Origin of the sequence: Cognaticolwellia aestuarii (genome assembly GCF_002000025.1) — a bacterium.
Classification (GTDB): domain Bacteria; phylum Pseudomonadota; class Gammaproteobacteria; order Enterobacterales; family Alteromonadaceae; genus Cognaticolwellia; species Cognaticolwellia aestuarii.
The window spans coordinates 93,160-116,533 of record NZ_MUZV01000005.1 but is presented as its reverse complement, the minus strand read 5'-3'; the positions used below and the strand labels follow the sequence as shown (position 1 = coordinate 116,533).

Here is a 23,374-nt window from a genome sequence, read left to right as displayed (position 1 = left end):
TTTAGTTTGCTCCTGAGTTTTTATGGTTATCAATTAAGTGCTGACAAATTATGTCGCCCATTTCATCGGTTGACTTTGCTTGATGACGTAGCTCTGCACTTAATAAGTCACCAGTAAAATTACCGGCATTAAGGGCATCAGCCACGGCTTGTTCAATCGCGCTAGCGGCAGCTTCTTGGTTTAGGCTATGACGCAACATCAGGGCTGCAGAAAGAATTTGTGCAATTGGGTTGGCAATGCCTTTACCTGCGATATCCGGAGCGGTACCTCCTGCGGGTTCATACATGCCAAAGCCTTGCTCGTTTAAGCTCGCAGAGGGTAATAGCCCCATCGACCCGGTGATCATGGCACAGATATCAGATAAAATATCGCCAAATAAGTTAGAGCATAACATCACGTCAAACTGAGCAGGATCACGAACTAGCTGCATAGCTGCATTATCAACATACATATGTTCAACTGTGACCGTAGGGTAGTCGTTCGCTACTTCATTAACCACTTCTCGCCATAATATAGAAGATGCTAGTACATTGGCCTTATCGATAGAAATAACCTTATTTCTACGCTTTTTAGCCGCTTGAAAAGCTAGATGTGCAATACGGGAAATTTCTTTGCGTGAGTAAATCATGGTATCGAAGGCGGCTTCATCTGCTTGTCCTTGATTTTTTCGGCCTTTAGGCTCACCAAAATAAATACCACCAGTAAGCTCACGTATAACTAAAATATCAAAACCGGCTTGTGAAATGTCAGCGCGAAGCGGCGATAGGTGCGACATTGCACTTTGCAGTTGTGCCGGACGCATATTGCAAAATAATCCAAAATGTCCGCGTAGGCCAAGTAAAGATGCACGCTCTGGTTGTTCAGTAGGCGGTAAATCACTCCATTTAGGGCCGCCGACAGAGCCAAATAAAATGGCATCAGCTTGTTCGCAGCCTTTTATTGTGCTTTGAGGTAAAGCTTGACCATGATTATCTATGGCGCAGCCACCAACATCGTAATGAGCGGTAGTGATTTCAAATTCAAACGCTTTGGCAGCAGTTGCTAACACTTTTTCTGCTTGTGCCATTACTTCAGGGCCAATACCATCACCGGCTAAAATTGCAATTTTTGACATAATTCTTAAAACCTATAAATCTACGTGATAAATGAATAATTTTTTAACTAATTTACTGAAATGTAAGTGGCTACTTACTTTCAATTGTCGTTTCGTTTTTTCGCTCTGTTTTTAGCTCAGCGATGGTCATAGCACGATGAATAGCATTTAGCGCGTTGATCAAGGCATTACCTGATGCTTTAATCACGTCTGTATCCAAGCCATAACCATGAAAGTTTCGTCCTTGCCAAGACACAACAATATCAGCCTTACCTAAACCATCTTCACCTTGACCTTTATTTGATATTTTGTAATCGCTAACTTCAAAATCGATATCGATGGCTTGTTTTATTGCTCGATACACCGCATCAACAGGGCCATTACCTGTCGCAGAAACAATTTTATGCTCATCACCTAAAGCAATTTTTATACTAGAGGTCGCAAATTCACTGCCGCCACTTTGCACATTTAGGGTCTGCAAGTTATAAAAGTCTTGCTGATCTTGTTGTTGAATATTAAAAAGTAACGCTTCTAAATCATCATCAAATACTTGGCCTTTTTTATCGGCTAAAGTTAAAAAATCGGCATAAAGCGTTTCTAGCTCATAGTCGGTCTCTTGGTAACCTAAGCTTTCCATGCGATGTTTGATGACATGTCGACCACTGCGAGATGTTAAATTCAATTTGGTTTTGCTGATACCGACACTTTCCGGTGTCATAATTTCATAAGTATTACTGGCTTTTAACATGCCATCTTGGTGTATGCCTGATGAATGGCTAAAAGCGTTTCCTCCAACGATGGCTTTATTAAGCTGTACTGGCATATTACAAAGTTGACTGACTAATTTGGAAGTACGAGCAATTTCTTGATGATTGATGTTAGAGTGAACACCTAACAATGCTTGTCGAGTTTTCATGATCATGGCGACTTCTTCAAGCGAGCAGTTGCCGGCGCGCTCACCGATACCATTAATAGTGCATTCAATCTGGCGTGCTCCAGCTTGTACTGCAGAAATTGAGTTCGCAACGGCTAAGCCTAAATCATTATGACAATGTACAGAAATAACGGCTTGATCAATATTAGGCACCCGATTAAATAAATTTGTAATAATGCCACCAAATTCATGCGGTAAAGTGTAACCTACCGTATCAGGAATATTAACCGTGGTTGCCCCTGCTTTAATGGCTTGCTCCACCATGCGGCATAAATTATCTATCGGTGTTCTGCCGGCATCTTCACAAGAAAACTCAACATCATCAGTAAACTGACGTGCATATTTGACGGCATGTATTGCCATCGCTTCTACATCAGCAAAGTCTTTTTTTAACTTTTGTTGTACATGGACATCAGAAGTTGAGATAAATGTATGAATACGAAAGTCTTTCGCTGGTTTTAATGCCTCTGCACAGGCTTTTATATCCGCCTCTACCGCACGCGCTAATGCGCAAACACGAGCGTTTTTAACTGTTTTTGCTATGGCTTGTACTGATTGAAAATCACCAGGAGATGAAACTGGAAACCCCACTTCCATAATATCGACACCTAAACGTTCAATAGCGTGCGCTATCTGTAGTTTTTCATGTACTGACAAACTTGCGTTTAAGGCTTGTTCGCCATCACGTAATGTGGTGTCAAAAATAATAACGTTGTCGCTTGATGTGCCCATGTTTTGTCCTGATTAGTCTAAGTGTTAGCGATAAATACCGGGCATAAAAAAACCCGCGGTAGTTAGCGCGGGTTTAGTATTTTATTATGTTTGCCTATTTATTTTTTCAAGCATAAAACCTAACCGCGCATAGTTAATACGAGGAGGAGGTTAATTCGAATAATGCTTGATAAAGTTTTCATTTTTTAAGTTTAGCTCTGTAGCGGTAAATAAATAGTCAGTGGCTTATTAATGGCGTATTTTTTAATTATTGTCAATAAAAAAATAACCTTAATGTTACAGCCTGGCGTTTTATCTGCTAAATAATAGGTAAGTTATTGAGGTAAAATGACGATGCTATGCGAAAAATAGGATTTATTAAGTAAGGGTAGCGATAATGAGAACACGGTAAAAAATAACGTAAATTGCTAGGTTTTGCGGCGCAGGGCGCCGCAACTTAAGCGTTATTAAAGGTTATATTCAATATTAAAATAACCAGCAATGTCATTTTTATTGCTTATATCATTGTCAAATTCTGATTGACTGATATCAGCGCCAACAGTAAAGCGCCAATTTTTGTAATTATGTTGTACCTTACTGGAGAGCATTAGCACATTTTCAGCAATTTCACTGACGGTATTGCCTATTTGGTTATTCCCAGGAGCGCGATCACTATTGTCTTTATTGAGTTGCAACCAACGGAATTTAAACTCGTAATTCGTTTCGCCATCGCCTTGTGATATGAACCCTAATACGTATGTGCTCGCATCATTTTCATAACTACTACCAATGTTGCGAATGTTATAACGCATCCCCGTTTTATATGTTGAATGCTCATAATAACAATCACCAATAGTACTGGTGCCATCACCATTAACACCATCGCTACAGAGTGCATAGGTATCTGTAGCTTCTAGGTAGACACGCCAGTCATTACTTAAAAAGTTTATATGGGTATCAACGCCTAATTGGTAGCGTTCTTCACCAAAAATACTTAAACCACCTTTTCGATCGCCATCTTCGGCAAACATGGTGAAATAAACCGATAAAGGTTGCGCTAAAATGTTGGATGACCAACGAATGTCGTAACCGGCCAATTGGTTGCCGGGTTCTTCACCATTTTGACATTCTTCAATGGTTGGGCCATTACCGCCACAATTATCTTCACCCTTTAGTACGCGCCAAAACGTATCTAAGCCGTGAGGGCGACCATCACCTGCCCATTGTGCTAAACGTGTTATGCCTACTTCCCAGTTAGCCGCAGGTTTAAAGTTAAGTCTAAATCCCCACAGTAAGGCATCATTTATGACTCGGTCATCATCCATGATGCCCATAAAAGATGTAACCGTCCAAGGGATGCTGTGATCAGTAAACGGTATATCTAAACCGATAGCTGATTTACGAGATATAGCCAGTGCAGGCATTGGTCGAGCATTATTGGTTAAACTTAAGCTAGTATCCCACGCCGGACCCCACCATCGATCTTGCTTACCAGCAGAAAACACCCAATTACCAACAAAAGCAGCAATATAGCTACCATCAAGCCTAACTTTATCTCCATCATCAGGAGAATGAGTATAGCTTGAGGTGATGTTAGCGGCTAATGAGTCGGTCATAAAGCTAGAGCTGAGGGTAACTGAGTTATTATCTCGAAACGCGTCACCATAGCCAGCAAACCTTTTTGTATCTGTTGCTAGGTTTGCTTTTAGTGTTTGCCTACTTTGCTTTGCCAAACGAAATTGATGGCTAACATAACTGTAAGCATTTTTTTCTTGGTCGGTTAAATTAGACAGCTGTATTACTTTTAAATCTCGAGCTATATCGTGCCACATTAACGGGAATGTCGTAACGGGAGTATTAATGAGTCCTTGGTCGGCGAGTAGCTGAATGTTTGAACGAAGGAAGATATTGGAGGTATCAACCCATGGTTCAGCAATTAATTGTGGGCAAAAAAACAATGGTGTTATCGCCGCAATGAGTTTATTCATTTTCATATTTGGGTAAAGCCCGAGTGAATTTGAGTTATATTTTACTTAATACGTCACGCAAAATGGTGCTTGATGTGTGAGACGTATATGGAAAGTACATAATTTCTACATTAAACTCTTTAAAGTCCTTTTCTATCTGATTCCATTTTTCAGTACCTTTCCAGTCATCACCAACAAACATCATGTCAAACTTCAAATTATTCCATGCTTCTTCTTTATCGTAGTTAACTTGTGGGACAACTTCATCAACAAACTTAATTGCTTCAACAATTTCCATACGCTCTTGAAAAGGGATCACTGGCTTTTTGTTTTTCGCTGACATAGATAGCTCATCACTTGTGACACCAACGATAAGATAATCACATTCTAGCTTGGCTCGCTTAAGTACATTTAGGTGACCAATGTGGAAAAGATCAAATACACCGGTGGTATAACCAATTTTTTTCATAACAAATCCAATAATATCGTGTTTTCAGTGCAGCAACTGAGGTTATTTTTTAGTTAATAAAATTACTATTTAACATATAAAACAATGGGTTGTTTAGTTTATATGTTTTCGTGTAAGTAACTGATGATTCTAGCGCTCGCTTTGCCATCAATTTTACCACAAAGTTTCTCAGCTAAGGCGAGTCTTATTGCTTCTAAGTCTTTTGGATTGGCAAGTTGCTGTTCAACATGTTGTTGAAGGTTTTTAAAAGATTTTGCATGTACGGCGACTTCGGCATATTCACCGTAATCTTGATCCATTCGCTTTTTGAAACGATAAGATAATAGACCCCGATAGCTCCAACGCAGTTTTAAAAAATCACACCAAATAACTGGCTTGTTCAGTGCAGCAAATTCGAATAATGCTGAAGACGCATCACTGATCAGTACATCTGCGATTGCCATAAAAGGGACTAATGAATAATCTTCGACGTTTGCTAAATAAACGTTATCAAATTTACTCCATTTTTCCAAAAGCTTACGTTGATTCTTATAGCTATCTTTAGCAAGAGAAAAGTAATGTGGCTTAATAATAATATTATATTGGTGGTACAGTTGCGGCCAATTGTCTGCAAAACATTCTATGCTACTAGGGTAAAAGGTTGGGGCATAGAGTAATGTTTTCTTCTTCGGGTCTAAGCCTAAACTTGTTAGTGAGGTATCTTGTAGCTCGTGATTAATGATCGGATCTAACTTACAAAACCCAACATCAACAAAACAATCGTTAGGGTACATTGCTGTTAATCGTTGCGTACGATAATTTCCTTCAACAAATCTAACACTGGTTGGTGTATCAGATTTGGTATAGTAACTAGCTTTAGGGCCAATGCCATGGCCTAATTGTACTGATTTACTGACTTGATGGACTTTCTCCAAATGCGGGAAAGCATTGGCAAAAAATACCCAGTCGGCTTGTTCTTTACAGTAGAAGTTACAAGCTTCAGCATTGTTATCAACCCAAATATGGTTCAATTGTTCTTTCGCAATGATGGTTTCTATGATGTCGTCATGAATTCCATGATAAAAGACAAACGTTGCTTCACCTGCATTCGCCAATATTAATTGACGATAAACAGGTAGATACTGTGGTAAATAGTATAAATGTAATACATCGAAGATAATTTTCATAACGCTAGATTTATTTGCTCAATGAGTAAATGTGACTGAGCCTAACCCCAGTTTTCCATATTTGCTTTACGTTTTGAAAACAAGCGCGGTAATATCAAACCAAACAACAAGCCAATACCCAAAACGATGGCGCCATTAAAGAACCATTGTTTTTTTATGTCGGTATCTTGATTTTTCAACTGTGATTTAGTTTGTGTTAAATCCATATTGAGTGCTGAAATACTATTTTGTAAATCACTACGCTCTGTTTTAAGGGCTTCAATTTCGTTATTCGCTTCAGTTAACTGGCGCGACATTGTATTTCTTTCTGCTTGAATGCTGGCTAACTGTTCATTGAGGTCAGCAATCACGAAGCGCATGCCTGGTTTGTTTGAAACATATTTACTTTCAACCCAACCTGTACGGTTTTTATCGGTTGTTATTTGACTGTAATCGTTATTAGATTCACCGGTGAGTTGTACTTTTTCACCGGCGTTTACTGAACCTTGTATACGATAATTTTTACCTGCACCTGTATGCATATAAACAATTAAATCTTCAGAAATGTAGCCTGTAGTTGTTGTTACATCAGCCTCTTCGGCAAAAGAAAATAAGGATGTACAGCATAATAAAGCAACGAATGTTTGTTTTATGTTCATCATGAAAGAACCAATAGCGCCATTTAAACAAAGAATGGCAAAGATAGTAGGACTTTGCAGGAATGATAGCAAGTGATGTCGCTTAGATTTCTGAGATTTTTGATATAAAATATTAATCATGTAAGATTGTGGTTATTATTTACTGTTTTAGCTCAATGAAATATTGTTGCTATGGTTAATAAGCTTGATTTATAACTAATATTGGAAAAATATGACGACCGAAATAGAGCTTAAATATTTAGTTTTAAGTGATAATGTTGCAGAAAAAATAACTCAAATATTTAATCGCGAAAAAATACAGTTTACCTTTCAGGAAAAACGGCTCGCTAATTGCTATTTTGATACGGCAGATTTAAATCTACGAAAACATGATATGGGTTTAAGGGTTCGCCGTTGCAATGAGCATATTGAACAAACAATTAAAACAGCAGGTCAGGTTGTGGGGGGCTTGCATAGCCGTCCAGAATACAACGTTGATATTGAAAGTAACTTTCCTATTTTAACACTTTTCCCAAATGAAATATGGCAAAAAGATCAGTCTGTAAGTGCCATTCAAAACGAGTTGGTAACATTATTTAGTACAGACTTTATTCGTTGTACCTGGTTGATCACTGACGCAAGAGGCCATGTGATCGAGCTTGCTTATGATCAGGGCGAAATTGCCAGTGGCGAGCAAAAGGAAGCTATTGATGAAATTGAACTAGAGCTTGTTAAGGGTAATAAAACTGCATTATTTAGTTTAGCGTCATTATTGTTTGATGAGCTAGCGTTAAGACCAGGCTTAAAAAGTAAAGCTGCACGCGGCTATGCACTTTGGCGTTCAGAGCTTATTGAAGAAAAGCCTCAGAAAATCGGCTTCATTTGTCAAAATCGCAACCATACTATTGACGCCGCTTTTACTTCAGGTTTAGGTGTTAGTTTAACTAGCCTACAACACAGTATTGAACATTATTTAGCCCATGAAACATTAGTTGAGCTAGCTAAAATAGAGGCAAGCTTGGCCGTTATTCGCCACGGCTTTTGGCTGTTTTCAGAGTATTTATCTCCGCAAGAGTTATTGATACGAGATGAGTTGAGCCATTTTGTACATTTATTCTCTTGGGTTGATAATGCAATACATCTGCAAGAGCTTACGAACAAAACGGGTAATTACAGGAAAAAACTCGACTTCAGTAAGCAGTTAATTGAGCAACTAAAAATTGAAAAACGCCGATTCCCGAGCACCGACGATATTCGTCAACTGCTGCATAGTGCTAGGTTTAATCAATTACAGCTCAATATCCTACAGTTGTTTTTATCGCGCTCACAAGCACCTGTTTCAGCCGCAGATGAAGGTGGCACGACACTGATTAAATTTGCCCAAGATAGAATTCAATTTAGTTTAAGTGAAATAAGTACACAAATGAAAAGTTCGGCGCACTTTTCTTGTGAACAATACATAGCCCAAAGCAAGCTCTTAAACCGGAGTTTATTAACTGGCATCTGGTTGGCAGGGCTATTTGACAATGATCAACGTGATAAATTTCGCCATCCATGGCTTGATTTGCAGCAAGGTATAAGTGAATTGCAGTCATTGTGGATTATACAAATGCAGCTCGAGAAACTATCTGAGCCGTCAAAAAGGTTGGTGCAATGGCAAAACGGTAAAGTAGAAGGCTTGCTGTTAGCGTTGGATAATACCAAAGCGATTGCGACTGAAATGCAACCTTATTGGCTTGAGTCTTTATAAATCTCGGGCTTTATAATTTATGAGTGGATTATTTTGTCATGTTTTATAGGGTAACTGTTATTAAATTATTGGCTTTAGCGGGGGGGCGCAGTTTAGCTTGTTGTTTATTACTGTGTAGTTTAATGATTAGCTCAACTGTTGCTAAAGTTTATTCACTGCCAGAGGGGAATTCGCGGTTAATCGGTGAAATGCAGTATCATAAAGTCGTTAAAGGCGATTACTTTCAACTGATTGCTGAAAAGTATGATGTCGGTTTTTTAGCCCTAATGGCGGCGAACCCAAACGTAGATCCTTTTCTCCCTGAACTAGGACTGCAATTAGTTATCCCAAGTCAGATGTTATTACCCTATGGTAAGCGCGAAGGTATTGTTATTAACTTACCTGAACTACGCTTGTACTATTTCCCCAGCAATAGTAACAAAGTGCATGTTTTTCCTGTCGGTATTGGGCGGCAAGGGCTAGCAACACCCAAAACAGTTAGTTACATAGGGGAAAAACGAAAAGATCCAGTTTGGCGTCCTACGGCTGAAATGAAAACAAGATACTTTCTTGAACATGGTAAAAATTTGCCTGATGAAGTGCCTGCAGGGCCTAATAATCCATTTGGTCAATATGCTCTGCGCTTAGGTACAAGTGTTTATTTATTGCATGGCTCCAATCAACGATTCGGTATTGGCATGAGAGCAAGTTCAGGTTGTATTCGTTTATATGATGATGATATTGAGTGGCTATACCAACATGTTGAAATAAACACCCCTGTTCGCATTGTTGATCAAGCTATAAAGTTATCTTATGAAAGTAATAAAAAACTGTTTGAAGTGCACAGCCCGTTAACAGCGGATGATGGTAGTGTTAGTCAGCCTGAAATTAGTAATGCCGTCTCGCAATTCATTGGCGATAGTGCTGATAATATGCAGATATTACTACAGCAAATAGCGAACCCTAAAGGTTTAGTTACTGAATTGCTTGACGATTCATTAGCGGAAGAAAACTAAAAAGCAGATAAAAAAGCACGTAAACAGAGGTTTAGTGCTTTTATGATATTAGCGTACTTAAACAGTATGAGTGCTATTTTTTATAACTAGCAACCATATTGTCGATACGTTCATTAGCTTTTTCTACAGCCATTTTCGTTGTCTCAGCCATTTGGTTAGTTTCAGCTTGTGTCGAACTTAACTCATTAACTTGTGATGACATTGCTTGAGTCTTTGAAGCCAGGCTATTTACTTGATCTGTTAAGCTGTCGACCTTCTGATTTAGCTGATAAATACTCTCTTCTAATGCCGAATTATTGGCACAGCCACTGATAATAGCAACTAAGGTGATTAGTGTTATTTTTTTTAATAGCATGATGTGTCCCTTATGTTTGACGACTTGTTATTGTTAAAAATAAATGAAATAACTGCATTAAAGAGTATGACATAAAATCATTATAGCGCCTATGCCTGGTTATAATCTCATCGCTATGGTTATGTCGACATTACCTCGTGAGGCATTTATTTAACATGTATAAACAGTATAAGCTGATTGTGGGGATTATCGTTGTTGATGGTAACTATAACGAACCATTGTTTATTACGGAGAAAGTGTTACTGCAGGTTTTTTGATAAGGCCTCAAGTTTCTCTTCTAAAGTTAACAGCTTTTTACTGATTTCATTATTTTGAGCAATGATTTGAGCGTTCTGCATTCTTAACTCTCTATTTTTGATATTGGTATCTGCAAAGCCAAATATTTTGTTGGCAAATACAGCCCCCATACCACCGAGTATGCCAACACCTAAAATAAACATGATGAAAACGGCGGCACGGCCAGTAAAAGTTATTGGGTAAACATCACCAAAACCTATGGTGGTTGAAGACATCACCATTAGCCAGATAGCATCGGTGTAACTTTTAACTGGAGAAGCATCAAGCCCAAGCTCGGCTAGATAAGTGATATAACCTAAAGATAAGTTCAATGTGACAAATAAAACAAAAGAGACGATGGCAATAAAGCCATAATTGTAATTTTTAACCCCAAAGCCATCGACGCTATATAAATTACTTTTCTCCATTGCTTTTTGCACTACTATCATTTTCGTCTCTTACATTATTTATCAGTTATGAATAGTTACAGACTAAGCATTTTAGTCTACTAATTTATTATTAACATAATTGATTAAATCATCCATTAATTTTTTCTTAATTTCAAGTTGTTGCTCTGCTTGCAGGTCATATTTTTCTGCCAATAGCTGATAATCGTCGGCTGATAAACTGACCGTTAACCTTGGTCGTTTAGGTCGTTTATTCGTTGGTAAGCCTAAAATATCACGGATCTGCTCAGAAGGGCTGATACCAGCCTCTAATGCTTGCTTTCTAATAGATAGCTGAATTTTTTCATCCATATCAAAAGCAACTTGTACAGCCTTCACTGCTTTTATTGAAGATTGCCATTTTTCGGGGAGTTTACGTGCCACAATTAACTTCCTGGGTACATATCGACAATATCTGTCGTCGGTTTAAATAAGGTTAAAAATACTTCGGTATCGCCATCTTGCCATACTTCGACATCAATGCCTTTATCTTGATCCTCATTGAACAGAGAGTAAAGCTCAAACTGTTCACCACTGTCTTTGCCTTCATATGCAGATAAAGCATCTTTGCGGTAATCTTTACGATGGAAATAACCGACTTGGGCGAAGCTGCTTTGTTGGTATAGTTCACTACTCCAGCCAGAGGAGTTTTCACTGTCTACTAAGCGAGTGAGTTGTGCTTGACCCGGCTCGTCAAAAATCTCAGAAAACTGGTCTAAATCAAAAAGGCTTTCAACATCTTGATGCAATATTTTAAGCGAGAATTTTAAATAAATTTTATCATCAACATCTAGCGTTAAGTAAAGCTCAACGTCATTACCACCGAGCAAAACCCACTCAATTTGAGTTTTATGTTCAAATTCATAGCTATTTACTGCACTTACTTGAAACTCTTGTGCTCTTAATGCCGTGGGTAAACCAAAACTATCAGACATAACAATGATGTCACCTAGGGTAAGATCTTCAACATTATTGAGCTTGCGTTCTTGTGTTGGTTTTTTGAATATGTTTTTGAAAAAACTCACTATTTACTCCTGATGTTCGTGGCGAACAATACGACTGATGTAAACTAAAAAACCGCTTAACATCAATGATATTAAGCGGTGATTACTTTTAGTACATTACTTTTGCTTAGCCTTTAAACGCTCTAGTACAGAATTAGCATTATTGTCACTCGCGCCAATACCTGCTTCTTTCAGTTTAGCTTCTAACGAGGTATCTGAGTTTTCAGACTCAAGCACTTCTGCAGCTTTCATGCGATCATCAAACTTTTGCTGTTTAGCTTTAATACGCTCTAATGAGTCTTTAGCATTTAATAACTTAGAGTTACTTGATGAAAAGTTATCAGTGATTGCTGATGTTGCCTTTTGTACGCTTTCAGTGGTTTTTACCATAGATAATTGTCGCTTGTACTCAGCAACGTGTCGTTCACTCTTCTTAACAAGTTCTTTTAAACGATCAGCATTGCCTTGGAAGCTATCAAGCGCTTGTTGTTGAGTGCTTAGCTCACTTTCAAGCGTTGAAATTTTTTCCGCTACAGCAAGTGCAAGTGCTTCATCGCCTTTCTCTAATGCTTGAACGGCATAGCCTTCATGTTCAACAATTTCTCGCTTAATGCGATCAACATCACGGCTTGATGACATTTGTTGAGCCATTACACCCGTTAAGTCGCGCTTTGCTTGTGTTAGATGATTTTCAGCGTCACGAATTTCTTGTTCAAAAATTCGGGTGGCGTTTGAGTCAATAATTGATTCACCTACTTCAGTGGCACCGCCACGAATAGCGGTCATAATTTTTTTAAAAATACTCATAATAATACTCCTAAGGTGGCTGCTTAAACTAAGTAATCACTCATGTCGTCAATAATTTCTAGCGCATTGTTACTTAATACGCCGAGTTCGAGTTCGATGTCATTAAATGTTGAGCTAATTGCTAGCGCACCAAAAATAACGTATTTATCACCAATTTTTGAAAATGAAGATAGTGGCATAGGAATGTTCATTTCCAACATACTGACATGCATTTCATTCACTTTGTCGGCTTTAACTTCTTCTTCACCCCAGAGGTAAGTGATGCAAATGATTTGATCATCAGTTACCGAAAGAAATATAGGTAATTCTTCACGGCCAAGTACCGTAATTTGTAATACATCAACTTCACCTGATATGGGCTGACAGTCAAATACCATCCCAGTGTTTGAGTCATCGGCCAATGTGTTTAGGTAATCAGCTATCTTATGAATATTCATGTTATTCCTCATGCTCTAATAAGTAGCGTAAAAAGCAGTGTGACTGTTTTTACTTAACGACATATTATGTCGTGTAGGGTTAATTTAGCACTTTGACATATTATGTCAAGTGCTGATTTTAATTTTTTATCCTAAGTTATACCCAAGCCACTTGAGAGGGCAGAATTCAGCGAGTCGAGAAAGAGTTAGCTCCAAGGCAGTGATTGAAGAGAATGGTTGTTCCATTGTCAAAATCAATAACGCCGGAGATGACCCTTTATCGCCTTGCCCTGATTTCCTAGCTTAGCTCTGAAACTGCATTTTCAAGTGGTTTGGGTATATATTAACTTATTTACGGTTACTGTAAATGAGCATTATTTAAACCTTGCTGATCTTGCCATGCTTGCTGATGCAACTGGTAAATTGCATGGCTGCCAAGATAATTAATTGGCACCTGATCACTATCTTGATAAAAATCTCTCGAAAACTCAAAGGCGTTGGTCACCATAGGCAAAGTCAACCAATGATGCGAAACGGGAAGTTCTGTCAATTGTTTTAGACGCGTTAATGGGGCTGCACCCATTTTGTTGGCAATAGTCCAACCCCACTCGCCAAAGCTTGGCACGTTATCGTGATATTGTTGTACGGTGGAATATTCGGCTGCTTGCACGGTTTTTCCAATGGCAATAAAAGCATTTTTTGCATGATATGGACTGGCGGATTGAATGCCAATTAAGCCATCGCCAGCCAATAATTGTTTTAATCGCGCATAGAAGTTTACCGAATACAGTTTATTCAGATCTGGATGACTCGGGTCGGGTAAATCCACGATAATAGCGTCGAAGGTTTGACGACTTTGCAATAATTTATCGATAGCAATAAAAGCATCGGCAGAAATAATTTCTACCCGCTCATCGCGTAAACTTGTGGCATTTAGTTCTGCAATGGTATCGGCAAGTTTCAATGGTAATTTTTCGTGTGGATTTTTAAATATTTCAATCAGCTCTGTATCTAAATCGACCAAAGTGACCTTTTTAGGTTGCCATTGTAAAACGTCTCTCAGCGCTAAGCCATCACCACCACCAATTATTAAAATATTGTCATGACGTGCTGAGCCCGATAGCACAGGGCTGACTAAATAACTGTGATAAATAAATTCATCTGATGATGAGAACTGCAAACGCCCATTTAAATAAAAATTGATAATATTACCGTCGTTGGCGCCCATATTTCGCTGAGTGAAAGTGAGTTGTTGATAACGGGTTTTATCGCTATAAACAACTTTATCGAGATAGAGTAAGTTGCTCATTTGACTTAGCCAGCCATTGCCAAAGTGATAAATCGCCATGATCATTACCAACAAAACAGCATGGGCGCTAATCAAGGTTTTTCGCCAAGTCAATTTATGCCAATAATAGAGGATAAAAATACTGCCGGCGATAAGGTTTAGAGCGGCCGTTAATGCACTGGCTTTACTAATGTCGATGGCGAGCAAAAACATTACCCAAATAGCAGCGCCTATACCTGCACCAACATAATCAGCCCCATAAATGGTGCCCAGGTTATTTTTTAGGTGCTTTTGATGTATTTCTTCTCGGATGCGGGCAATTAGTGGTATTTCCATACCAATAAAAAAGCCTAGAATTAAACCGAAAAAATAAGGACTATTAAAAGCGATAAAACTTAACTGTTTAAATAGGCCGCCGCGTGGGTATGCATCAGGCGGTAAGTTGAACATTGAGCCTAGTATTTCTGGAAAGGTTTGCGTTAGGGCGATTAGCCCACCAATGATAAGAATTGAACTACTGCCAAGAAAAGCAATAGTAAGCTCTAACCAGACAAAACCATTAAATGCACACTGAATTTTTCTTGCCGCAAATGCCCCCAAGCCCATGGCGACAATCATCAAGCCAATCATCGCATATATGGTGCTTTCCATGATGCCTAAAACACGGCCGGCGTAATGTGATAAAAGGTATTCATATATAAGCCCACAACCAGCTAAAACCGCCATAGTTAAAATCAGGAGCACATCGTCCCACAACCGATTTTTGTTGCTTATCATGAATATTCCTAGTGTACTTTTAAAAATGTGATAAAAAAATTCAAGCTCTAATGAATAGAACTTGAATTTTACGAGGGCAGTTTAACGGGTTAATTAGGACATTAATGCCGTTAAAATAAGTGCAATAGAAATGCTGATTGCCATTTCGACACTCGCTACACCAATGTTATGTTGGTGATCAACTTCTTCTACGAGGTTAATCCCCATAAGCACCAGACGTTTGGCAATTGATGTCAAAATAGCGACCAATAATGTCATGACTATACCAAAGACTAACCAACCGACTAAATTGACGAGTAAAGTGTCAGGGCTGTAAGTGAGGAAGTGACTTGCCGCTGTGACTGCTAAAGCGGTACTAATAACTTGGCCTGCATAACGAATTGCTAATGCCACTTGACCGTCAGCAAAAGCAGTTTGCATGCTGCTGTTTTGATTGTTAGCGGCATATTGGCGTTCTTTAATACGAGTAACTAACACCAACATTGCTTGTGAAACAATAAAACCGGCAGCTATGGCAGTAAAAGTATTGATGTCTAAACCATAAACCCAAAGCAATACTGCACGAATAATAATGGCAGTTGCAATAGCGCCAGAAGCATCAACAATACCTACGGTAATATTTCGTGCTTTAATCTGTGCATTTTTATCGATTTGATTTAAGGCAAAACGATCATGAAAAACGCGACCAATTTTTATTAAAATTAAGCCAAAAATACCGTAACTTGCCATACCAATAGCTTCCATCAAGTAACTATCAGCGTTTTCACCGGTAATGGCGCCGGTTAAGACAATGCCAAGTGCAGCAACACTACCTGCAACACTAATACCAAAAGCAAAGTTATCTTCTTTGGCCAGTTCGTCAGTTGAGTTCACTTTCGCTGATAAACCACTGATAAAACGCATGGCGCCAAGTAATATAATCGCTATTGTAATATCAATCGCTAAGAAAATTAGTAGCTCTTGATTTAGGCCGGTTATTTCAATAAATGTATTCATATTTATCCCTACTTTCCACGTCTAAAGCTACGTGAGGTTGTACTTTTACTGTTTCTGAAACTCGCATTTTTGGCACTTTTACTTGATTTTGCATAAGTACTTTTATTGCTTGCTTTGCTGGTAAACCGATTAGCACTGGTTTGCGCACTTTTACTTTGGCTAGAGATACTTGAAGCGCCAGTTCTATTTTTACTGTAGGCGCTAGTGTATTTTTGGCCACGACGTTCAAAAGACTTCTTAGTGCGAGTGTCAAGGTCGGTTTGCTTACGTAATTGATCTGGCGAGCTATAGCGTTTACGGCCATAGTCATTGTAGTAACTGTAATTACGGCTGCGCCCCCAGTCATTATAATAAGTACGACGAGAGCCAAATAAATCGCCCATCATAGAATACATGCCATACCAAGCCCAAAATGACATACCATTAGAACCAGTAGTCCAATTACCATATGCAGGGTTGCCAATTAATTGCTCGCCTGTACCGAAGTCTTGAGCTTTGTTTGCAGCTAAGCTTTGTGCTTTTGACATCGCATTAACTCGTGGTAATGTGCCTTCAGACATATCGGCTAAAACATTGAGTGGATCACTCAATGCATCGGAATATAAAACCGGATCAGCCGCTTGGTAAAGGTTTAATAATTCATCATATAAAGCTTGAGAATTTTGAAACATTTGTGGTTGATTTTTTACCGTGTTAAGTCGATCAACTAAGGCAAGATACATTGGCCCTTGTGTGCCACTATCTTTTAAAAACTCATCGATTAATGGTTTATAATCAGGTTTATCTTGTAGTAATCTATCTGCGTATTGCTTAATTAAATTAGCATTACGTACTTGTCCGCTATCAAGCGCTTGCGCAAGTAAATCAATACGTTGTTCAGTGAGTGGAATTTGCTGAGCAATTTGTTCTTTTATTGGATCTCCACAAGCGCAGAGCAAGAACATCAGCAAGATTATAATTGATTTTAGTGGCTGCATTTCTGCCATAGTGTCCTCAAAAATGCTATGGTTATCATTCATTAATATCACTTATGACATATTATGTCTATTATTTTAGACAAATCAGTGAAATTAATTTATTACCATTACATATTATTGCTAATTTCGTCATTGTAGCTTTTATCGAGGATAACGTGTCTACTTTTTCACTATTACCATTTTCGCCGTTACTTGAAAGCCAGCAAAATAATAGTTGGTTAAAGTTCTCCCAACAACACCCCAGTTTTAGCGATAAGTTATCCGCTGAGCGTTTAGCTCTGTTTAAGCAAGCTATAGCGTTAAGTGATTTCATATTACGCAGTGCTTTGCAGGCACCTGAGTTAGTTATTGAGCTCTTTAGCAGTGAGCGATTACTGTTAAATGAAACACCCGATTATAAAGCCGCTTTAGCTAAAGAACTGGCTAACTGCTCGACAGAAGAACAATTGCACCGCAGCCTGCGTTTGTTTCGTTTAGTGGAAATGACCTACATTGGCGTTGGTGATTTTTTATTGGCTACATCTCTTGACGAGTCACTTAAGCGCTTATCTTCATTGGCTGATCAATTAATTATTGCCGCGAATAACTGGCTATCTACGTATTGTCACAACAAGTGGGGTGTTCCCGTTAATAGCGCTGGTGAACAACAAGAGCTATTGGTTTACGGTATGGGTAAATTAGGTGGGCAAGAGCTAAATTTTTCATCTGATATTGATTTAATATTTGTTTACCCTGAAGCAGGTGAAACGCAAGGTCTGAGACGTACTATCGACAATCAATTGTTTTTTACTCGTTTGGGGCAAAAATTAATTACTGCGTTAAACCAGCAAACCGTTGATGGTTTTGTCTATCGAGTTGATATGCGTTTACGGCCGTTTGGTGAGAGTGGCCCTGTTGTTTTGTCATTTAACGCCATGGAAAATTACTATCAGGATCAAGGGCGTGACTGGGAACGTTATGCAATGCTAAAAGCACGCTTAATTGGTGAAAGTCAATATCATGGACAACTGTCAAATATGTTACGCCCCTTTGTATATCGTCGATATATTGATTTTAGTGTCATTGATAGCTTGCGACGTATGAAAGCGATGATTGCGCAAGAGGTGAGGCGTAAACAGCTCAATAATAATATTAAGTTAGGTGCTGGCGGTATTCGAGAAGTTGAATTTATTGTCCAGGTATTTCAAATGATCAGGGGAGGCCGCGTTAATGAGTTGCAACATCGCAATTTACTAACCGTGTTGCCTTTATTGGTTAAGCATGAAGAAATTACCGCGCAAAGTGCGCAAGTGTTGACGGACAGTTATCGGTTTTTACGTCGCGTTGAAAATATAATTCAAGCGTTAAACGATCAACAAACACAAACTTTGCCTGATAATGATTTAGATCAGCAACGCCTACTTATTATTCTAGCCGATCTCGACTGTCATGATTGGCCAAGTTTCCTTAGTCAGCTTGCTTTTCATATGCAAGGTGTTCATCAACAGTTTGTTGAATTAATTGGTGAAGAAAGTCCTAATCGCCAAGCGGTTGATCAATATTGGACAACTTTATGGGACAGCCAGTGGAGTGATGAAGAATCAATTGCTTGGATTGAAAACTCACCACAGTTAGGTCATGAAGCAGATGGAGAAAAGATCTGGCAAAGTGATGTTATATGGCAAGCTTTGCGAGATTTTCGCCGAGAAATGATCAAGTGCAGTATGGGCAATCGCGGTCGACAAGTGCTTGATAAACTTATCCCAACAGTATTATGGCATTTGGCTAACTTAAAGCTAACTGACCAGACATTAGTACGTGTACTTGGCGTACTAACAACAGTAGCAACACGGACAGCATATCTTGAGTTATTATTTGAAAATGAAGGAGCGTTGAAGCAGCTTATTCATTTGTGCCGAAATAGTAGCTGGGTTGCAGAATATATTGCTAAGTATCCCATTTTACTCGATGAGTTAATTGACCCTAAATTATTTCATCAACCGCCATTATTATCTTCTTATGTCGCAGAATTACGTGAAACTATGTTACGAGTTCCTGACGACGATCAAGAAGCACAAATGATCGCGTTACGTGAATTTAAGCAAGTTAAGCAATTGCGTATTGCTGCGGCTGATATCACAGGTATATTACCTATTACTGAAGTCAGTGATCATTTAACGGCATTAGCAGAGGCAATAGTTGAGGAAGTGGCTAACTTAGCATGGCAGCAAGTATCGCTACGTTTTGGTGTACCCTCAAGTCGACTCGATAGCGCTAATAAAGGTTTTGCAATCATTGGCTATGGCAAATTAGGCGGTATTGAGCTTGGCTATAGCTCAGATTTGGATTTAGTCTATGTTCATGATGCCAACCTTGAGGAAATGACCACAGGGCCTAGGGAAATTTCGGCCGGGCAGTTTTATTTGAAATTGGCACAACGCATGATGCACTTATTTAATACCCGTATGAGTAATGGTATTTTGTATGAATTAGATATGCGTTTGCGGCCTTCAGGTAATGCTGGGCTACTTATGGTACATATTGATACTTTTGCTCATTATCAGGAGAATGATGCCTGGACATGGGAGCATCAAGCCTTAGTTCGAGCTCGAGTGATATATGGTCATCAAACATTAGCCTCTCAATTTATCGATATTAAACGTCAAGTGTTAATGAAAGCGCGTGATAAGCAGCAATTGCGTGAAGATGTGATAAATATGCGTAATAAAATGCGTCAACATTTAGATAAGTCTTCAACAAGTGAGATTGATATTAAACAAGGACTTGGCGGTTTAGTTGATATCGAATTCATTGTGCAGTATTTAGTGTTAGTTCACAGTGCGCAGCACCCCAACTTAAGTGTTCATTCAGACAATATCAGCTTATTGCAATACTTAGCTAATATCTCAGTGATTAGCACACAAGAGCAGCAAATTTTAACAAACAACTATTGTAAGTTACGAGACTTTGGTCATCACGCCACCCTACAAAATAGTGCTGCGATGATAGCGTCTACAGAGTTCGACGCTGAATACAGCCAAGTGATGACAATAGTAAACAAGCTCTATCAATAGCTATGTTTAGTGTTTGCGCAAGCGATGTTATTAACGTTTAACTTTAGGTAGTAGCATGCATTCATTTGCTAAATAAGGAATGTCGTGCTCTATCAACACAATTGTACGTTGTTGATAACAGAAATAGACTGATAAACCGTTTTGAAAATGCCCTTCAATGGCTTTACCTACTTGGTATGATGTAGTGATGATATTTTTATTGATTCTAAAAGCATCTTTCACCAAAAAATCACGATCAAGCCACCATATTATTTCAAGGCCATTATCTTCGGCATACTCTGATAGCTTTTGAAATAACGTTTCCCCAAGACGAAATGGATGGTTTTCAGTTTTTCCGGTCCAATTTTTACGCAGTGGTCGAGTGACTAAACGTTTCGCTTCTAATATTTCTTTCAAGTCACCTCTTGGTTCAGGTAAATAGACAATATTATTGCGAATTTTGGGGCCTTTCTCGTCCATATCACCATGTAAATTGGCGTAAAAGCGAGAAAGTCCTTCTGCGGCGGCGTTTTTAGTATCTTTCGGGCGAAGCACGTCTCGTGCTGTTTCTGTCGCTAACGGCGTGCTTTTTTCTTCATGGTGTACATCAGCCGTTGAAGCCGCTATATCGTCAGCAGCTTCTTGACTGATTGAAAATAATAATTCTTGGTTCATCAATAAAGCTGCTGCTAAGCCAGAAAGAATCACTGCTAAAATAATGTTTCTTATCCAAAAATTCATAAGTTACTTATAGTTAAATTTACACCTTGAAACATACCATAACTAACAATACTTATTTATACAATGATGGATCATCTTCATTAGGTCGTGTTTTGAAGCGTCGGTGTAACCACATGTATTGTTCGGGCTTGACCATAATCGCTTTTTCTAACTCCTGATTAACTCTCAGTACATCAGCGGTATCATCACCCGTTGGAAAGTTTTCTAACATAGGCTTTATTTCCAAAGTGTAGCCACTACCATCGTCGTTACGTGTTGGGATTAACATATGAGTTTGGCAATTTTTGTGTCGAGCAAACAGTAAGGTACCTGTTGTTGATGCTGCATCAGGTACGGCGAAAAAAGGTACAAAAACACTACGATTTCGACCGTAGTCTTGATCTGGTAAATAAATACAAGCTTCACCTTCTTTTAATGCGGTGAGTAAACCTTTTACGTCGCGCTTTCCAAGCATGTATTTATTTGAACGACCACGGCCCCTAAACTGAAAGTACTCCATTAATGGGTTGTTATGAGGGCGATAAAAAACCACCATAGGATGACCATAGCCAATGCCTCGACAATTTATTTCTACACTAAGGTAGTGCATGGCTAACAATAATATGCCTTTGCCTTGCTTTTGTGCTTCTTCAATATGTTCAAGCCCGATGACCTTAGTTTTACGTTTTACGCGCCAATTTGGCCACCACCAACCCATACCGGTTTCTAGTAGTGCAATACCGGTGTTTTCAAAGTTTCGTTTTAGCATTATTTGTCTTTCAGCATCAGACATATCAGGAAAGCAAAGTTCTAAATTGCGTAAGGCAACTTTTTTTCGGCTTGAACCAATTTTGTATAATAAACGCCCGATCATTTTACCGAGAAAAAGCTGAAACCGATAAGGCAACCATGAAATGGTGTAAAGGATAAATACACCAATCCATGTTGGCCAATATTTGGGTAACAGGAAAGATATTTTAAAATTTGGCTGTAAAACTTTGTTTTTACTCACGGGATGATTTCAACTCATTGAATTGCTTGTGATACAATATTCGTTATTATATCTGTTATAGGGCACAGGATGAAAGTAGATATTCCCGCTTTTGAAAAAGCGCGTGTTTTAGTCGTTGGTGATATCATGCTAGATCGCTATTGGTATGGGCCAACACAACGTATTTCACCTGAGGCACCTGTGCCGATTGTTAAAATACACCAAGATGAAGATCGCCCAGGAGGCGCTGCCAACGTAGCTTTAAACATTGCTTCGTTAAATGGTCAAGTAACTTTACTTGGTATTACTGGCGAAGATGAAGCATCTGAAACATTGCAAACACATTTGTCTGCAATGAATATTGACTGTCAATTTATTCAATCTACAGCGCATCCAACGATCACTAAATTACGTATTTTGAGCCGTAATCAGCAATTATTGCGCTTGGATTTCGAAGAGTCGTTCGCTGAGCTTGATAAAACATCACTGCTTGAGCGCACCGAAGCTTTAGTTGCCCAACATGATCTTTTATTGTTATCAGATTATGACAAAGGCACATTATCAGATGTACAAGCACTGATAAAAGTTGCAAAAGCACACAATATACCGGTATTAGTTGATCCCAAAGGAACGGATTTTTCGCGTTACCGTGGTGCAACATTAATTACCCCTAATTTAGCTGAATTTGAAGCCGTGGTTGGTCATTGTAAAAATGAGGCTGAGATCGTTAGCAAAGGACAAGCGCTACTCAAAGAATTAGACTTAACCGCTATGCTAGTTACTCGCAGTGAGCATGGTATGACCTTGTTACGCCACGACCATGAAGAGTTTCATTTACCGACACAAGCAAAAGAAGTTTATGACGTTACGGGGGCAGGCGATACGGTAATAGCAACGTTAGCGCTTGCAATAGCCGCCAAAGCTGAATTTACTCAAGCCAGTGCTATAGCGAATATTGCTGCTGGTATTGTGGTTGGCAAGTTGGGTACGTCAACAGTAAGTGAAACCGAATTAACGGCCGAGTTATCATCAGGTCAGGAAAGTGGTTTTGGCGTCATGTCTGAGGGGCAGTTAAAAATTGCAGTTGAATTGGCACAAGCACGTGGCGAAACTATCGTTATGACTAATGGCTGTTTTGATATTCTTCATGCCGGACATGTATCATATTTAACTACTGCAAATACCTTAGGTACACGTTTAATTGTTGCCGTTAATGACGATGCTTCAGTAACTCGATTGAAAGGTCCTGGTCGACCGGTGAATCCTGTTGATCGTCGAATGGCTGTATTAGCAGGGCTAGGTGCAGTTGATTGGGTAGTGCCGTTTACGGAAGATACCCCCCAACGACTAATTGCCAATATTTTACCTGATATACTGGTTAAAGGTGGCGATTATAACGTTGAAGACATTGCTGGTGGCACTGAAGTTATTGCTGCTGGTGGTGAAGTTAAAGTGCTAAATTTTGAAGATGGCATTTCAACGACAAAAATTATTAATGCGATAAAACGAGAAGATTAATTCGATAGCGTTGATTGGGATATTTTATTTGAAAAAAAAAGCAGCATTGAAGCTGCTTTTTTATTGCTT

General features: G+C 38.9%; 21 protein-coding genes. 4 read left to right on the top strand and 17 right to left on the bottom strand.

Annotation, left to right across the window (positions count from 1 at the left end):
- Position 1 precedes the first annotated feature (1 nt).
- The 6 genes from leuB to B0169_RS09145 all read right to left on the bottom strand — a co-directional run bounded on the left by leuB (position 2) and on the right by B0169_RS09145 (position 6,981).
- Positions 2–1,114: a 3-isopropylmalate dehydrogenase gene (leuB, locus tag B0169_RS09170; protein WP_077285673.1), complete on the bottom strand. Its 1,113-nt coding sequence runs from the start codon at positions 1,112–1,114 to the stop codon at positions 2–4.
- Positions 1,115–1,184: 70 nt separating this feature from the next.
- Entirely contained in the window at positions 1,185–2,759 is a 1,575-nt protein-coding gene (gene leuA / locus B0169_RS09165; protein WP_077285672.1) for a 2-isopropylmalate synthase, read from the bottom strand.
- 446 nt (positions 2,760–3,205) lie between these two features.
- Complete coding sequence (locus B0169_RS09160; protein ID WP_077285671.1) at positions 3,206–4,732, bottom strand: capsule assembly Wzi family protein; 1,527 nt, start codon at positions 4,730–4,732, stop codon at positions 3,206–3,208.
- Between the two features lie 28 nt (positions 4,733–4,760).
- Positions 4,761–5,174, bottom strand: a complete 414-nt coding sequence (locus B0169_RS09155; RefSeq protein WP_077285670.1) for an adenylyltransferase/cytidyltransferase family protein — start codon at positions 5,172–5,174, stop codon at positions 4,761–4,763.
- 98 nt (positions 5,175–5,272) lie between these two features.
- On the bottom strand, positions 5,273–6,340 hold the full coding sequence (locus tag B0169_RS09150) for a CDP-glycerol glycerophosphotransferase family protein (RefSeq protein WP_077285669.1): 1,068 nt from the start codon (positions 6,338–6,340) through the stop codon (positions 5,273–5,275).
- Between the two features lie 41 nt (positions 6,341–6,381).
- Positions 6,382–6,981 carry a TIGR04211 family SH3 domain-containing protein gene (locus B0169_RS09145; protein ID WP_158077070.1) on the bottom strand — a complete coding sequence of 200 codons (600 nt, stop codon included), beginning with the start codon at positions 6,979–6,981 and terminating at the stop codon, positions 6,382–6,384.
- Between the two features lie 208 nt (positions 6,982–7,189).
- On the opposite strand from B0169_RS09145, the gene B0169_RS09140 reads away from it, so the two are divergent.
- A complete protein-coding gene (locus B0169_RS09140; RefSeq protein ID WP_077285667.1) occupies positions 7,190–8,707 on the top strand; it encodes a CYTH and CHAD domain-containing protein in 1,518 nt (505 codons plus the stop codon).
- A gap of 38 nt (positions 8,708–8,745) precedes the next feature.
- Entirely contained in the window at positions 8,746–9,702 is a 957-nt protein-coding gene (locus B0169_RS09135) for a L,D-transpeptidase family protein (RefSeq protein ID WP_077285666.1), read from the top strand.
- Positions 9,703–9,775: 73 nt separating this feature from the next.
- Here B0169_RS09135 and B0169_RS09130 read toward each other — a convergent pair whose 3' ends face one another.
- From B0169_RS09130 to B0169_RS09090, 9 genes are all read right to left on the bottom strand, one after another.
- A complete protein-coding gene (locus B0169_RS09130) occupies positions 9,776–10,057 on the bottom strand; it encodes an Lpp/OprI family alanine-zipper lipoprotein (RefSeq protein WP_077285665.1) in 282 nt (93 codons plus the stop codon).
- A gap of 239 nt (positions 10,058–10,296) precedes the next feature.
- Positions 10,297–10,782, bottom strand: a complete 486-nt coding sequence (locus B0169_RS09125; protein WP_235838532.1) for a potassium channel family protein — start codon at positions 10,780–10,782, stop codon at positions 10,297–10,299.
- Between the two features lie 51 nt (positions 10,783–10,833).
- Positions 10,834–11,163 carry a hypothetical protein gene (locus B0169_RS09120; protein WP_077285664.1) on the bottom strand — a complete coding sequence of 110 codons (330 nt, stop codon included), beginning with the start codon at positions 11,161–11,163 and terminating at the stop codon, positions 10,834–10,836.
- 2 nt (positions 11,164–11,165) lie between these two features.
- On the bottom strand, positions 11,166–11,804 hold the full coding sequence (locus B0169_RS09115; protein WP_077285663.1) for a hypothetical protein: 639 nt from the start codon (positions 11,802–11,804) through the stop codon (positions 11,166–11,168).
- A 96-nt stretch (positions 11,805–11,900) separates the two neighbouring features.
- The gene (locus tag B0169_RS09110) at positions 11,901–12,590 is read right to left on the bottom strand and encodes a PspA/IM30 family protein (protein WP_077285662.1); all 690 of its coding nucleotides are present in this window, start codon (positions 12,588–12,590) and stop codon (positions 11,901–11,903) included.
- Positions 12,591–12,613: 23 nt separating this feature from the next.
- The gene (locus tag B0169_RS09105) at positions 12,614–13,027 is read right to left on the bottom strand and encodes a YjfI family protein (RefSeq protein ID WP_077285661.1); all 414 of its coding nucleotides are present in this window, start codon (positions 13,025–13,027) and stop codon (positions 12,614–12,616) included.
- 337 nt (positions 13,028–13,364) lie between these two features.
- A complete protein-coding gene (locus B0169_RS09100; protein ID WP_077285660.1) occupies positions 13,365–15,071 on the bottom strand; it encodes a polyamine aminopropyltransferase in 1,707 nt (568 codons plus the stop codon).
- 93 nt (positions 15,072–15,164) lie between these two features.
- Entirely contained in the window at positions 15,165–16,067 is a 903-nt protein-coding gene (locus tag B0169_RS09095) for a DUF350 domain-containing protein (protein ID WP_077285659.1), read from the bottom strand.
- Between the two features lie 8 nt (positions 16,068–16,075).
- A complete protein-coding gene (locus tag B0169_RS09090) occupies positions 16,076–17,086 on the bottom strand; it encodes a hypothetical protein (RefSeq protein ID WP_412842122.1) in 1,011 nt (336 codons plus the stop codon).
- A gap of 113 nt (positions 17,087–17,199) precedes the next feature.
- Here B0169_RS09090 and glnE point away from each other — a divergent pair, with 113 nt between their 5' ends.
- A complete protein-coding gene (gene glnE, locus B0169_RS09085) occupies positions 17,200–20,097 on the top strand; it encodes a bifunctional [glutamate--ammonia ligase]-adenylyl-L-tyrosine phosphorylase/[glutamate--ammonia-ligase] adenylyltransferase (protein WP_235838531.1) in 2,898 nt (965 codons plus the stop codon).
- Between the two features lie 30 nt (positions 20,098–20,127).
- Here the strand turns inward: glnE and B0169_RS09080 are convergent, their stop codons facing one another.
- Positions 20,128–20,817 (bottom strand): TcpQ domain-containing protein, encoded by a 690-nt coding sequence (locus tag B0169_RS09080; protein ID WP_077285657.1) that lies wholly within the window; start codon positions 20,815–20,817, stop codon positions 20,128–20,130.
- Positions 20,818–20,869: 52 nt separating this feature from the next.
- Complete coding sequence (gene lpxL / locus B0169_RS09075; protein ID WP_077285656.1) at positions 20,870–21,808, bottom strand: LpxL/LpxP family Kdo(2)-lipid IV(A) lauroyl/palmitoleoyl acyltransferase; 939 nt, start codon at positions 21,806–21,808, stop codon at positions 20,870–20,872.
- 69 nt (positions 21,809–21,877) lie between these two features.
- Between lpxL and hldE the strand changes: the two genes are divergently transcribed.
- Positions 21,878–23,305 carry a bifunctional D-glycero-beta-D-manno-heptose-7-phosphate kinase/D-glycero-beta-D-manno-heptose 1-phosphate adenylyltransferase HldE gene (gene hldE, locus B0169_RS09070; protein ID WP_077285655.1) on the top strand — a complete coding sequence of 476 codons (1,428 nt, stop codon included), beginning with the start codon at positions 21,878–21,880 and terminating at the stop codon, positions 23,303–23,305.
- The last annotated feature ends 69 nt before the right edge of the window (positions 23,306–23,374 follow it).